Source organism: Microbacterium sp. K24 (assembly GCF_004794465.1).
In the GTDB taxonomy this organism is placed as follows: Bacteria; Actinomycetota; Actinomycetes; order Actinomycetales; family Microbacteriaceae; genus Microbacterium.
In genome coordinates this window covers 26,506-38,985 of record NZ_SSDJ01000037.1, presented here as the reverse complement: position 1 = coordinate 38,985, position 12,480 = coordinate 26,506, and the positions used below count along the sequence as shown (strand labels likewise).

The following is a 12,480-nucleotide window of genomic DNA, read 5'->3' as shown; positions in this document are numbered from 1 at the left end:
GAGCCTCGAATGCCGATGCCAGCGCATCGATCGTCTCGATGCCGGACGTCGTGATGGTGCGGGCGCGCACGGCGATGTCCGCGCGCAGCAGCCGCTCGAGCTGCGGCCACACCGGCGCGAGCACGGCATCCCACACCTCCGACCAGGCGTCCGCGATCATGCGGCGTGCCCGAGCAGGGTCGTCCTGCATCCCGCGCAGCGCCCCCCGTCGCGCGCCGGTCGAGCGCAGCACCATCTTGCCGAAGTCGACCCGCATCGGTTCCAGCGGAGCCGCGCGCAGAGCGTCGAGCTCCGCCGCCGGAGACATGTCCCCGTGCGGAGCCGCGGTGAGGAAGTCGGGCAGGTAGCCGTCGTCGCCGATCACGGCGGCGAGCAGGCCGAAGCTCTCGCGTGGCAGGCGATCGCGCACGGCACGGAGCCAGCCCCACTGCAGCGGATGCTGTTCCGGTCGCAGCAGCACTCTCACGGCGTGCGCCAGCTCGTGCCCGGGCGAGATCCCGAATCGCACGGCCTGGATGTCATCCAGACTCAGTTGGAACTCGACGCGGTGATCAGGGTGGACGAGACCCTCGATCGGTCCTCTATTTCGAGCCACATCGAAACTCTAGGGCGGCTTTCCGAGGCTGTCGAGACTGGTGCCATGAACAGCACAGAAATGCTCCCCGAGGGAATCGTCGCCGCTGCTGACATCCGCATCGGCACCGGCCGCAGCCGCCGCTTCGTCGGAGCCGAGCATGGGGCCGGCGTCTCCTATTTCTATGTCGAGAACCTGCCGGGCGAGGGCCCGGGGATGCACTGGCATCCCTATCCGGAGACCTGGGTCATCCTGGAGGGCACCGCGCAGATCGTCATCGGCGACGAGGTCTTCCTCGCGAGAGCCGGCGACACGGCGACCGGTCCGGCGTTCACGCCGCATTGCTTCACGAATGTCGGGGACGGCAAGCTGAAGATCATCGGCATCCATGCGTCCGCCACCATCATCCAGACGTTCCTCGACGAGGACTGAACCACAGGAGAACACGATGTCCTTCCAGGCATACCTCGACAAGGTCGAGACTCAGACCGGCCTCACCCCGCGGCAGTTCATCGCTCTCGCGAAAGAAAAGGGCTTCGACGAGACGACGAAATCCACCGTCGTCCTCAACTGGCTGAAGGAGGAGTACAGCCTCGGGCACGGCCACGCGCAGGCGATGGTGCACGTGATCCTCAAGGGACCGAAGATCAGCTCGAAGCATGTCGGCACGGGTGGAACGCACGCCGACGCCTCCGACACGCTCTGGCTCGACGGCAAGGACAGCAACCCGAACGCCTGAGCCTCCACCGGGTCGGCATCGGCGCGCCCAGTAGGATTCCCTGCGTGGCAGCATCCTCCCAGCGCAAGAAGAAGAGCACGAGCGCGAAGCGCACCCCGGTCCGCACGAGCGGCAATCCGGCGAAGCGGCCGGTCGTCGAAGCGGGCCCGGTGACGGCGTCCGACTGGATCGGCGCCGCGCGCCTGCGCACGCTGCCGCTCGCCGTGGCTCCGGTCGTCATCGGCACCGGCGCCGCACGCAGCACCGGACCCGAGTTCCATTGGGTGATCGCGCTGGCCTGCCTCGCGGTCGCAGTGCTGCTGCAGATCGGGGTGAATTTCACGAACGACTACAGCGACGGCATCCGCGGCACCGACGCGCACCGCGTGGGGCCTGCCCGGCTCACGGCATCCGGCCGGGTGAAGCCGCGCACCGTGCTCATCATCGGGCTGATCTTCTTCGCGCTCGCCGCGGCCGTCGGCGTCGCGATCGTCGTGCGCACCGGGCAGTGGTGGATGCTGGCGGTCGGCGCCGCGTGCATCGTCGCCGCCTGGTTCTACACGGGCGGCAAGCGGCCGTACGGATACTTCGGCCTGGGCGAGGTCTTCGTCTTCGTCTTCTTCGGGCTCGTCGCGACGCTCGGCACGACGTGGGTGCAGATCTTCGATCTGCCGCAGCAGGCCTGGCTCGGAGCGATCGCGGCGGGTCTCTTCGCCTGCGCGGTGCTGCTCGCGAACAACCTCCGCGACATCGACCAGGACCGCGAGGTCGGCAAGCGCACCCTGACCGTGCTGATCGGTCGTCGCGCCACCCAGGTGCTGTTCACGCTCTTCGTGCTGGCGCCGTTCGGGATCGCGATCTTCCTCGCCCTGCTGTTCCCGATCGCGTGGATATCCCTGCTCGCGCTGCTCGCCGGGCTGCCCGCGATCCTGATCGTGTGGACCTACCGCCAGCCGCGCGAGCTCGTCGTCGCCCTGGCGCTCACGTCGCTCACCGCCCTGCTCTATGCGGGCGCGCTCTTCTGGGCGTTCGTCGGCTAGACCTCGGCGGGTGCCGGCACGTGCGGGCTGTAGGGCACGCGGAGCGTCGCGGCGAACCGGTCGAACAGGGCGGGATCGCCCTCGATCTGCACCGCGCCGGTCTCGACGGCGGTCTGCGGATCGAGCTCGCCGGCGAGCAGATCGCGGATCTGCGGTCCGGCGATGATCGTGAGGTCGGGGTTCTCGGCCGGGCTCGCACTGACGGTGATGACGCCGCCGCTCATCCGCAGCTGCACGTCGACCTCGCCGACGTGCACGGCGTACGTCGTGTCCCAGTCCTCGGGTACGACACCGTCGCCGGCGGCGACCCGGAGGGCGGCGACGATGGACGATGTGGTGACGATCTCGCCTTCGCGCGGCGTGCGCATGCCGCCGGCGCCCCATCGTGAGAGTGCATCCAGCGCCGGGCCGAGTTCCGCACCGCGCGGCGTGAGTTCGTAGACGACCGTTCGCTCGCCGGCCGGGGGAGCGGCGCGCGTGATGAGGCCCTCCTCCTCGAGGTCCTTCAGGCGCGACGCCAGCGTGTTCGTGGGGATGCCGGGGAGACCGGTCACCAGGTCGGAATAGCGCCGCGGACCCACGCTCAAGTCGCGGAGGATCAGCAGCGTCCACCGCTGCCCGACGATCTCCGCCGCGCGGGCGAGCCCGCAGAACTGGCCGTAGTGCTGATTCGTCATGTTCTCGATATTAGCACTTGACTGCATTAATTGCAGTGTGCTTTAGTTTTTGCAGTAACCAACCGAGGAGAAGGACATGACCGACACCATCGCCCTCGCGGGCACCGACGCAGAGGCCGAGGTCGCTGCACCCACCGGATCCGGCCTCAGCGCGCGCAACCGCACCACCCTGGGCCTGCTGCTCGCCGCCGTGTTCGTCGTGTTCCTGAACGAGACGATGATGGCCGTCGCGCTGCCCCGGATCCAGGAATCCCTGCACATCGACGCGACGAAGGGCCAGTGGCTGACGACGGCCTTCGCGCTCACCATGGCCGTGGTCATCCCGACCACGGGGTGGCTGATGCAGCGTCTCCGCACGCGCAGCGTGTTCACGCTCGCCATGTCGAGCTTCGTCGCCGGCACGCTCGTCGCCGCCCTGTCTCCCGCCTTCGAGATGCTCGTGGCCGGCCGGGTCATCCAAGCCGTCGGCACGGCGATCATGATGCCGCTGATGATGACGACGGTGATGACGCTGGTGCCCGCCGGTGAGCGCGGCCGCGTGATGGGACAGGTCTCGATCGTGATGTCGGTGGCGCCCGCCATCGGTCCGGTCGTGTCCGGCGCTCTCATCCAGGTGCTGCCCTGGCAGGGACTGTTCTGGGTGATGCTGCCGATCGGAGCGATCATGCTCGTCATCGGCATCCGCCGGGTTCCCGACGTCTCGGAGACGCGGAAGGTTCCGCTCGACGTGGCATCCGTCGTGCTGGCGGCGCTCGCCTTCTCCGCACTGGTGTTCGGGCTCAGCCAGATCGGCGCGGCCGCCGTGGGCGGCGCTGCGGTGCAGCCGTGGATTCCGATCGTCATCGGGCTCGCGACGCTCGGCGCGTTCGGATGGCGGCAGATCGTGCTCCAGCGCACCGACTCGGCGCTCCTCGACCTGCGCACGTTCCGCTCGCGCGACTTCGCGGTGTCGGCCGCCATGATGACGGCCGCGATGGTGTCGCTGTTCGGGGCCTTCATCGTGCTGCCGCAGTTCGCCCGCTACGCGCTGGGCCTCGACCCGCTCTGGGTCGGCGCGATCCTGCTGCCCGGCGGACTGCTCATGGGGCTCGCCGGCCCGACCGTCGGCCGCCTGTACGACCGCTTCGGCCCCCGGCCGCTCGTCATCCCCGGATCCATCGGCCTCGCGGCATCCCTGTCGACTCTCGCCTTCGGTCTCGGCGAAGGCTCGTCCTGGGTCGTGCTGCTGGGCGCGCACATCGCGCTGATGCTGTCGCTCGCGTTCCTGTTCACGCCGGCGTTCAGCGCTTCGCTCGGCTCACTGGCGCCGCACCTCTACTCGCACGGCAGCGCCACGATCGCGACGCTGCAGCAGGTCGCCGGCGCCGCGGGGACGGCGATCTTCGTCGCGCTCTACACGACGGGCGTCGTGTCGACGGGCAGCGCGGATCCCGAGCTGCCGTCGCAGGCCGCGGCCGCCGCCGGCGCGCACCTCGCGTTCCTCGCCGGAGCCGTGCTGTCGCTCGGCGTGGTCGTGCTGGCCCTGTTCGTCCGCAAGCCCCCCGTCTCCGCGGAGACCCCGGCGCACTGATCGCGTCACTCCACGAAAGGAAGAGATTATGACCACCTACCTGCACGCGGTGTCATCGCTCGACGGCTACATCGCCGACGACAACGACGATGTCGGACGGCTCCACGACTGGTACTTCAACGGGGACCATCCGATCGTCGATGAGGACCACCCGGGGGTCCACGGCTCGCCGTTCCAGGTGTCGGCCGCCTCGGTCGACTATGTGAGCGGGATGTGGTCGGCGCAGAAGGTCCTCGTGATCGGGCGGCATCTGTTCGACATCACGAACGGCTGGGAGGGCCACCCGCCGGCGAGCGACCACGTCATCGTCGTGTCGCACCGGCCCAAGCCCGACGGCTGGCACCCGGAGGCGTCGTACGAGTTCGTCACGTCGGTCGAGGATGCTCTCGCTCGTGCCCACGAATTGGCCGACGGAGGTGAGATCGGAGTGACCGCCGGAGACATCGGCGGCCAGGCGTTCGCGCTGGGCCTGATCGACCAGGTCGCCATCGATGTCGTTCCGGTGGTGTTCGGCGGCGGCAAGCCGTACTTCGGCTCCTTCACCGGCGCTCAGCAGGTTCTCGACGACCCCGACGTGGTGATCCAGGGCGACCGGGTGCTGCACCTGCGGTACCCCGTCCGCCGGAGCTGACTCGTCAGGGCCGGGCGTCGCCGTCCGCCGCGCGGTTCACGCCGTCGATCGCCTCGTCTTCGGCATCGGCATCGGCATCGGCCTGGCCGCCCGAGGCGCGGCTCTCCCGACGCTCGAGCAGGCGCGCCGACGCGTCGGTCAGCGGCGCACGCAGGAACAGCATCGAGATGCTGACGCCGATCAGTGCGGCGAAGATCGCGGCGAGCCACCAGAACTCCCGGAAGATCGGGAACAGCCAGAGGATCCCGAGCGGCACGAGGAACGCCAGCAGCCGCAGCACGGTGTAGACGAGGAAAGGCGCGGGCTTCTTCACCCCGCCAGTCTACGTTCGCGGGCTATGAGCTCTCCGACCGCTCAGCCGTCGATGCCGAGGCGGTCGAGCGGGATGCCGCGCACGACGCGCCTCCAGGGGTGCTCGCCGAGCGACCAGAGCAGCCCGTCGTCGAGATCCAGCGCGAGGTCCTCGCATCCGACGGGCAGGGAGATCGGATCGCGTTCGAGCGCATCGCGTCGGCCGCGCCAGAGGATGCCGGGACGCATCCGATCCGACTGCGAGACGAAGTATCGGTCGCCCCAGCGCACCGCGCCCTGCATGGAGCGGATGCCGGGGGAGAAGCGGTCCTGCTCCTCGAAGCCCTCATCGGGACCGTCGGGGATCGCGAACTCGCCGATGCGGCCGCGCTCGTCGGTGCGGTACTCGCCGATCAGGACCCGACGCAGGGGCTCTCCCGCCTCGTCGAACACGCGGCCGAGGTACGAGCACCGGAGATCGACCGGATGCACGTGCGTGCGCACCGCGACCTGCGCGGTCGCCCGCCAGCCGCGGCCGCGTGATCCGGCGAGACGCCTCGCGAGGCTGCCGCGTACCCGGCGGATGTCGGAGAGGTCGAACTCCCAGATGCCCTGTCCCGTCGCCGCGACGAACAGCCGGTGGTCGAACCAGGCGAGTCCGCCGGCATGGATCGGCGCCGGCACGAGCTCCCCGTCGTCGCCCTCCACCGCCAGCAGGACGTCGAGGTGCCGCGAGCGCTCGAGATCGACGAAGGCGACGCGCGAAGCCAGGTGCGTGCGGTCCCGGTCCTGCCGGAACCAGCTGACGGCCAGGGTGCGGCGACCGTGCCACAGGCCGAGGTCGATGCCCTGCGGATACCAGCGCTGGGTCCACGACCGCGCGCTGAGCCAGCGCAGGTCGACGGTGTCGCGCCGCTTCTGGCGCACCGGGCGCCAGGTCGATCCGAAGGGCCAGAGCATGCTGACCATCGTCGCCGATCGCAGCCTGCGGCGCGAACCCGAGTGCATCCGCGCGTCGTGCAGGACACCCCGCGTTCACCTCCGCGTCCTCGACCGGCAACGAACGACTGCGACCATGCGTGACATCGCCGACCCCGGGAGATCCGTGCGCACACCCCTCGTCACCGTCATCCTGCCCGCCAAGGACGCGGGCGCATACATCGGGACGACGCTCGAGACGCTCACCCGTCAGTTCGACGACCCGGCGGCGCTCCAGCTCGTCGCGATCGACGACGGCTCGCGCGACGACACGGGCGCGCTCATGCGGCAGTACGCGGACCGGTTCGGACGGGCCGACGTCATCCGCAATCCCCGTCCGCGGGGCCTGGCCAGCGCGCGCAACCAGGGACTCGCGCTCGTCGAGGGCGAGGCGTTCTGCTTCCTCGACGGCGATGACTGGATGCAGCCGCGACGCCTCGAGGTGCTGGCGTCCCGTCTCGCGGACCTCGACTGCGACTTCCTCCGCACTGATCACGTCACGGTGGCCGAGGGGCGGCGCACGCTCGTCCGGGCGCCGCATCCCTGGCGGGAGCGGGTCGCATCGCCGCGGGAGGCCATCCTTCCGGAGAACGAGTCGACGATGGTCGACTACCCGTACGCCTGGGCCGGGATCTTCCACCGGCGGATCATCGACCGCGGTCTGGCCGCGTTCCCCGCGGGGCTGTTCACGGCGGAGGACAGGCCGTGGATCTGGCGGCTGCACCTGGAGGCCGAGTCGTTCGCCGTCGTCGACGCCCCGGCTCTGCTCTACCGCCGCGGCGTCGCGACCTCGCTGACCCAGGTGCGCGATCGACGGCAGCTCGACTTCGCGACGGCCATGAACCAGGTGCTCGACATCGTGGAGGGCGATCGCGAGGCGGAGCGCTTCCGGGCGAAGGCCGTGTGGACCGCGCTCGCGCTGAGCTCGCACCACCTGGTGCGCGCGCGGCGGATGCGACCGCGGCTCCGCGCCGAGATGCGCACCGGCATCCGACGCATGCTCGGTCGGCTGCCCGGGCGCGAGGTCGCCGCGGTGCTCGATCGCTTCGACGGTCCGCGCCGTCGTGTGCTCGCACGGATCCTCCGCGAAGCGGGGAGTGCCGCATGACCCAGGTCTTCGCTCTGCACAGCGCCTACGGACTCGCGACGGCGGCCGCCGCCATCGATGCCGGTCTGCTCGATGGCGGAGACCGGCCGGACCGCCTGCTGGTGCCCTTCACCTCGTCGCGCGTACCCGAGACCACGGTCGGGGTCGCGGCCGACCCGGCTCTGCGGTCGCTGCGGGGACGTTTCGACCGGGTGGAGGAGCTCGAGGCGATCCTCGGTCCGCTGCACCCGAGTTCCTGGGAGCCGGCGGACGGCGACCTCCCGATCCTCGAGCGGCTGCTGACCCGGGCATGGAAACTGGATCCTCGTGATCTGGAGCTCTTCGTGCAGAGCCCTCAGGTGGCTCCGGCGCGCACCCTGATGTCGCTGTTCCCGCAGGCGCGGATCACCATCGTCGGCGACGGCCTGATGACGTATTCGCCGATGCGTGTGGCGCTGCCGCACACGGTCGCCGCCCGCATCGGGCGCGTGGTGCACGCCGACGTCGTCCCCGGCGTGCGCCCGCTCGTCGGATCGCCGTACGCCGAGATCGTGCCGGTGCCGCCGGAGTCGTTCGCCGCTGCACTGCGCCAGACGGATGCCGGGGAGACGGATGCAGGCGAGGCGGATGCCGGTGACGCGCGCCTCGACGACGAGGCAGAAGGCGCCACCGCGCTCGTGCTCGGGCAGTACCTGTCGGCGCTGGGGCTCATGACCCCGGCCGAGGAGATCGCTCTCCAGAAGGAGATGATCGACCGGGCTGCCCGTTGGTCCCCGCGGCGTATCGTCTTCAAGCCGCATCCTGCCGCCCCACCGCTGCACACCGATGCGGTCCGGGCGCGCGCGGCGGCGCTGGGCATCGACTTCGTCGAGTACCGCGGCGGGCTCGCCGCTGAACTGCTCGCGGAACGCCTCGACGCGGTCGCCGTCGTCGCGGGTTTCTCCACCGCGCTCCCGACCGTTCGCACGCTCTTCGGCCGGGAGATCGGCGCGGCCGGCACGGAGACGGTGCTCCGCATGCTGACGCCGTTCGAGAACAGCAACCGGATCCCCGCGGTCATCGTCGACGCGCTCACCCGCGACCGGTCGCCGTACGAAGACCCGGCCCGGCTGCAGCTCCTGGTCGACGCGGTCGGCTACGCGATGCAGCCGGAGATCGCGGGCCACCTCCGCGAACGGGCGGAGGGGCTGCTGACCGGACTCGACGCCGTCGAACGTGACCGATACTTCACCCCCGAGCGGCTGTCGGCGCTGCGACTCCCCGGAGCTCCGGCCGAGACCACGCTGCAGCGGATGCTGCGCCCGGCCGGAGGAGTGGGCAGGGTGGAGGAGTGGCGACTCACGGCCATCGGCGCGCGCCGACGTGCCGGGCGGGCGTGGCGGGTGATACGAGGAAGATGATGATGATGACGACGGTTCCGAAGACGGTGGCGATCATCCCCGCGCGGGGTGGTTCGAAGCAGGTCCCGCGCAAGAACGTGCAGCGGGTCGGCGGCGTGCCGCTCGTCGCGCGCGCGGTGCGGGCAGCGACGGCCGCCGGCGTCGACCTCGTCGTCGTCTCGACCGACGACGCCGAGATCGCGGAGATCGCGACGGCGGCGGGCGCGCGGATCATCCGTCGTCCCGCGGAGATCTCCGGCGACACGGCCACCTCCGAGAGCGCGATCCTGCATGCGCTCGATGAACTCGAGGCCGACGGCGAGCGGTTCGACGTCGTGGCCTTCCTGCAGGCGACGTCGCCGTTCATCCCGAGCGACGCCCTGGCCGCGGCGGTCGAAGACGTGCGCGCCGACCGCGCCGACAGCGTCTTCTCGGCGTACGAGACCTACGGATTCCTGTGGCAGCGCGACGCCGAGGGGGCGGCGGTCGCGATCAACCACGACGCGGCGCACCGTCCTCGGCGGCAGGACCGGGAGGCGCACCACCTCGAGACCGGCGCCTTCTACGTGTTCCGTGCCGAAGGATTCCGCGAGAGCAGGCACCGCTTCTTCGGGCGCACGCGCATCGCGGAGGTGCCGGAATGGACGGCGATCGAGATCGACGACGAGCAGCAGCTCCGCATCGCCCGTGCGCTCGCCGCCCTGCACGAGGCGCCCGAGGCCATCCCGGCCCTGGCGATCGTCACCGACTTCGACGGCGTGCACACCGACGACACCGCGATCATCGACGCCGACGGCGGGGAACGGGTTCGGGTGAGTCGGGAGGACGGCATGGGAGTGTCTCTGCTCCGCCGGGCCGGCGTACCGATGCTGATCCTCTCGACCGAGGTCAATCCGGTCGTCCGCGCGCGGGCCGACAAGCTGCGCGTCCCGGTGCTGCACGGCATCGACGATAAGGAGCAGGCGCTGCGCACCTGGGCGCACGACAACGATCTGGCCCTCGCCGACATCGCCTACCTCGGCAACGACGTGAACGATCTCCCCGCGATGCGGATCGTCGGATGGCCCGTCGCCGTCGCGAACGCGCATCCCCTGGTCCTGGAGCAGGCGCGCGTGATCCTCCGCCGCCGCGGCGGCGAGGGAGCCGTCCGCGAGCTCATCGAACGGGTGTTGTCGAGCTGACCGACCCCGGTAACCCTCCGGACGCATGGTGTTCACCCCCGCCGCGTACTCAGGAGGGAAGGGCCCGCGAGGGCCGCTCGACGACCGGAGGAATCATGACTGTCAGCATCGGTTCGCGCGTGATCGGCGGGGGCCGTCCCGCGTATGTCATCGCAGAGATCGGCCTGAACCACAACGGCGACGTCGACATCGCGAAGCGTCTCATCGACGTCGCGGCCCGTGCCGGCGCCGACGCGGTGAAGTTCCAGAAGCGCACGCCCGAGATCTCCACGCCGGAGCACATGCGCGACGTCCCGCGCGAGACCCCGTGGGGCACCATGACGTACCTCGAGTACCGCCGCCGCGTCGAGTTCGGGCGCGACGAGTACATCGAGATCGGCGACCACGCCACCATGCGCGGCCTCGACTGGTTCGCCTCGCCGTGGGACGTGCCGAGCGTCGCCTTCCTCGAAGAGCTCAACGTCGTGGCGCACAAGGTCGCCTCCGCGAGCCTCACCGACACCGAGCTGCTCATCGCGCTGCGCGAGACCGGCAAGCCCGTGATCCTCTCCACCGGGATGTCGACGATGGACCAGATCGACCGCGCGCTCGACACGCTCGGCACCGACCGCGTGGTCCTCATGCACGCCACCTCCACGTATCCGCTGGAGCCGGAGGAGGCCAACCTCCGCGTGATCTCGACCCTGCGCGACCGCTATGCCGGCGTGCCGGTCGGCTACTCCGGTCACGAGCGCGGTCTGCAGATCTCTCTCGCCGCGGTCGCCCTCGGCGCGGTCGCCGTCGAGCGTCACATCACCCTCGACCGCACGATGTGGGGCTCCGACCACGCGGCATCCCTCGAGCCCACCGGTCTCGAGCACCTCGTCCGCGACATCCGCGTGATCGAGAAGGCGCTCGGCGACGGCGTCAAGCGGGTGTTCGACAGCGAGCGGGCGCCCATGGCGAAGCTCCGCCGCATCCCCGCATGACGGATGCCGCGGGCATCCGGGTCGTCGCGATCGCGGATGCCGATTCGTTCGTGAAGTGGTCCGCCGCCCTGCTCGGCGCGGTGCCCGGCCTGCGACCCCATCTGCTTCTGGTGCGCACGCCGCTGGCCGCCAGCCCCGAGCAGCAGCGCACCGCGCTCACCGGCACCGGGCTGCGGCCGCAGGACGTCACGCGCATCGGCTTCGCCGAGACCGCGGGATGGCTCGAGGGGCAGCGCCCCGATGTCGTGCTGCTGGCGGGTCGCGGACCGTTCGTGCGGCTGATGGGACGGGTCATCGACTCGCTGAGGCACCGTCCGGTGACGGTCTCGGGCCTTCCCGGCATGGCGATCCCCGCGCAGCGCGGGGCGCTCGACTACCGTCGGCACACCGACCTGCTGGTGCTGCACTCGCATCGGGAGGAGCGCGCGTTCGCCGAGCTGGGCGAGCGCATCGGCGTCTCGATGCCGACGGCTCTCGCGACCCTGCCGTTCGCGCGGCGCCGACAGCGGATGCTGCACCCGGAGAAGGTGAGCGTCGAGGCCCTCTCCGCCCGTCCCGGTGGCGTCGCGGTGGCGGAACGACCGTCGCAGCCCGTCGCCGTGCGGCCCCCGGCGACGGACATCGTGTTCGCCGCCCAGGCGCTCGTCCCGGTCGCGCACGAGGATCGGGCCGAGATCGCCGCGACGCTCGTGCGCGCCGCCGAAGCCGATCCGAGCCGCCGTGTCGTGGTGAAGCTGCGCTCGCGGCCGGGGGAGTCCGAGACGCATCTCGAACGCGACCCGTACACCGCGATGCTGCCGAGCCGGCGTCCGCGCAACCTCGTCTTCTCGTACGACTCGATGGCGACGGCGCTGGAGAGCGCGGCAGGGCTCGTCACGATCAGCTCGACCGCGGCGATCGAGGCGACGGCCCTCGGCGTCCCGGTGATCGCGCTCGACTCCTTCGGGGTGAGCAAGGGCCTGCTGAACACCGTGTTCGTGGGGAGCGGACTGCTCGGCGGCCGGAACGAGGTCGTGGCCGGTCGGTTCCGGCATCCGCACCCCGACTGGTTGCGTGACAACTACTTCCACCCGGAGGCGGAGTCGAACTGGTGGGATCGGGTGCAGGAGCTCGTGGCGATGCGCCGGGCGGGTTCCCTCCCGGCGAGGCGCGTGCCCGCGGCGCGCGGCGGAGCGCTGCACGAGGCGTGGCATCGGGCGAGTGTGCTCGGGCGCGAAGACCGGTCACTCGGCGGGGCGTTCGCACTCGCCGTGGGCGCGCCGGCGACGCGGGCACTGTCGGCGGTGCGCCGACAGCGAGAGCCGTCCGACGGCGGCACCTGGGCGGACGCGGCGACCGACTACACCCTGGAGCCCAACCCGTTCCACGACTCGATCCGGCGCTGAG

13 protein-coding genes and 1 pseudogene are annotated in these 12,480 nt (G+C 70.7%); 10 read left to right on the top strand and 4 right to left on the bottom strand.

Features of this window, described 5'->3' with window-relative positions:
• A pseudogene (locus tag DW306_RS01905) lies at positions 1–466 on the bottom strand (transcriptional regulator); the annotation flags it as partial.
• A 3-nt stretch (positions 467–469) separates the two neighbouring features.
• On the opposite strand from DW306_RS01905, the gene DW306_RS01900 reads away from it, so the two are divergent.
• Genes DW306_RS01900 through DW306_RS01890 form a run of 3 tightly spaced genes read left to right on the top strand, consistent with a single transcriptional unit; the run spans position 470 to position 2,332 of the window.
• Complete coding sequence (locus DW306_RS01900; RefSeq protein WP_240747014.1) at positions 470–1,006, top strand: cupin domain-containing protein; 537 nt, start codon at positions 470–472, stop codon at positions 1,004–1,006.
• A gap of 16 nt (positions 1,007–1,022) precedes the next feature.
• Positions 1,023–1,313, top strand: a complete 291-nt coding sequence (locus tag DW306_RS01895) for a DUF4287 domain-containing protein (RefSeq protein WP_136053948.1) — start codon at positions 1,023–1,025, stop codon at positions 1,311–1,313.
• A 44-nt stretch (positions 1,314–1,357) separates the two neighbouring features.
• Positions 1,358–2,332: a 1,4-dihydroxy-2-naphthoate polyprenyltransferase gene (locus tag DW306_RS01890; protein ID WP_136053947.1), complete on the top strand. Its 975-nt coding sequence runs from the start codon at positions 1,358–1,360 to the stop codon at positions 2,330–2,332.
• Here DW306_RS01890 and DW306_RS01885 read toward each other — a convergent pair.
• Positions 2,329–3,009 carry a winged helix-turn-helix transcriptional regulator gene (locus tag DW306_RS01885; RefSeq protein WP_136053946.1) on the bottom strand — a complete coding sequence of 227 codons (681 nt, stop codon included), beginning with the start codon at positions 3,007–3,009 and terminating at the stop codon, positions 2,329–2,331. The genes DW306_RS01890 and DW306_RS01885 overlap by 4 nt on opposite strands.
• Before the next feature lie 76 nt (positions 3,010–3,085).
• On the opposite strand from DW306_RS01885, the gene DW306_RS01880 reads away from it, so the two are divergent.
• Together DW306_RS01880 and DW306_RS01875 are read left to right on the top strand one after the other, a co-directional pair.
• Entirely contained in the window at positions 3,086–4,579 is a 1,494-nt protein-coding gene (locus DW306_RS01880) for a DHA2 family efflux MFS transporter permease subunit (protein ID WP_136053945.1), read from the top strand.
• 28 nt (positions 4,580–4,607) lie between these two features.
• On the top strand, positions 4,608–5,210 hold the full coding sequence (locus tag DW306_RS01875; protein WP_205814073.1) for a dihydrofolate reductase family protein: 603 nt from the start codon (positions 4,608–4,610) through the stop codon (positions 5,208–5,210).
• 4 nt (positions 5,211–5,214) lie between these two features.
• Here the strand turns inward: DW306_RS01875 and DW306_RS01870 are convergent, their stop codons facing one another.
• Complete coding sequence (locus tag DW306_RS01870; protein WP_136053943.1) at positions 5,215–5,523, bottom strand: DUF4229 domain-containing protein; 309 nt, start codon at positions 5,521–5,523, stop codon at positions 5,215–5,217.
• A 41-nt stretch (positions 5,524–5,564) separates the two neighbouring features.
• On the bottom strand, positions 5,565–6,461 hold the full coding sequence (locus tag DW306_RS01865; RefSeq protein ID WP_136053942.1) for a hypothetical protein: 897 nt from the start codon (positions 6,459–6,461) through the stop codon (positions 5,565–5,567).
• 115 nt (positions 6,462–6,576) lie between these two features.
• Here DW306_RS01865 and DW306_RS01860 point away from each other — a divergent pair, with 115 nt between their 5' ends.
• The 5 genes from DW306_RS01860 to DW306_RS01840 all read left to right on the top strand — a co-directional run bounded on the left by DW306_RS01860 (position 6,577) and on the right by DW306_RS01840 (position 12,479).
• Positions 6,577–7,587 carry a glycosyltransferase family 2 protein gene (locus tag DW306_RS01860; protein WP_136053941.1) on the top strand — a complete coding sequence of 337 codons (1,011 nt, stop codon included), beginning with the start codon at positions 6,577–6,579 and terminating at the stop codon, positions 7,585–7,587.
• The gene (locus DW306_RS01855) at positions 7,584–8,966 is read left to right on the top strand and encodes a polysialyltransferase family glycosyltransferase (protein WP_136053940.1); all 1,383 of its coding nucleotides are present in this window, start codon (positions 7,584–7,586) and stop codon (positions 8,964–8,966) included. The genes DW306_RS01860 and DW306_RS01855 overlap by 4 nt, the downstream gene beginning before the upstream one ends.
• Before the next feature lie 5 nt (positions 8,967–8,971).
• Positions 8,972–10,126, top strand: a complete 1,155-nt coding sequence (locus tag DW306_RS01850) for an acylneuraminate cytidylyltransferase (protein ID WP_240747013.1) — start codon at positions 8,972–8,974, stop codon at positions 10,124–10,126.
• Between the two features lie 95 nt (positions 10,127–10,221).
• Positions 10,222–11,094 carry an N-acetylneuraminate synthase family protein gene (locus tag DW306_RS01845; protein WP_136053939.1) on the top strand — a complete coding sequence of 291 codons (873 nt, stop codon included), beginning with the start codon at positions 10,222–10,224 and terminating at the stop codon, positions 11,092–11,094.
• A complete protein-coding gene (locus DW306_RS01840; protein ID WP_136053938.1) occupies positions 11,091–12,479 on the top strand; it encodes a DUF6716 putative glycosyltransferase in 1,389 nt (462 codons plus the stop codon). Before DW306_RS01845 ends, DW306_RS01840 begins: the two co-directional genes overlap by 4 nt.
• The last annotated feature ends 1 nt before the right edge of the window (position 12,480 follow it).

Bases quoted from the DNA above. Each gene is read 5' to 3' on its own strand.
- DW306_RS01895 (WP_136053948.1), top strand. From the start codon at position 1,023: ATGTCCTTCCAGGCATACCTCGACAAGGTCGAGACTCAGACCGGCCTC.
- DW306_RS01885 (WP_136053946.1), bottom strand. From the start codon at position 3,009: ATGACGAATCAGCACTACGGCCAGTTCTGCGGGCTCGCCCGCGCGGCG.
- DW306_RS01880 (WP_136053945.1), top strand. From the start codon at position 3,086: ATGACCGACACCATCGCCCTCGCGGGCACCGACGCAGAGGCCGAGGTC.
- DW306_RS01875 (WP_205814073.1), top strand. From the start codon at position 4,608: ATGACCACCTACCTGCACGCGGTGTCATCGCTCGACGGCTACATCGCC.
- DW306_RS01865 (WP_136053942.1), bottom strand. From the start codon at position 6,461: ATGCTCTGGCCCTTCGGATCGACCTGGCGCCCGGTGCGCCAGAAGCGG.
- DW306_RS01860 (WP_136053941.1), top strand. From the start codon at position 6,577: ATGCGTGACATCGCCGACCCCGGGAGATCCGTGCGCACACCCCTCGTC.
- DW306_RS01855 (WP_136053940.1), top strand. From the start codon at position 7,584: ATGACCCAGGTCTTCGCTCTGCACAGCGCCTACGGACTCGCGACGGCG.
- DW306_RS01850 (WP_240747013.1), top strand. From the start codon at position 8,972: ATGACGACGGTTCCGAAGACGGTGGCGATCATCCCCGCGCGGGGTGGT.
- DW306_RS01845 (WP_136053939.1), top strand. From the start codon at position 10,222: ATGACTGTCAGCATCGGTTCGCGCGTGATCGGCGGGGGCCGTCCCGCG.
- DW306_RS01840 (WP_136053938.1), top strand. From the start codon at position 11,091: ATGACGGATGCCGCGGGCATCCGGGTCGTCGCGATCGCGGATGCCGAT.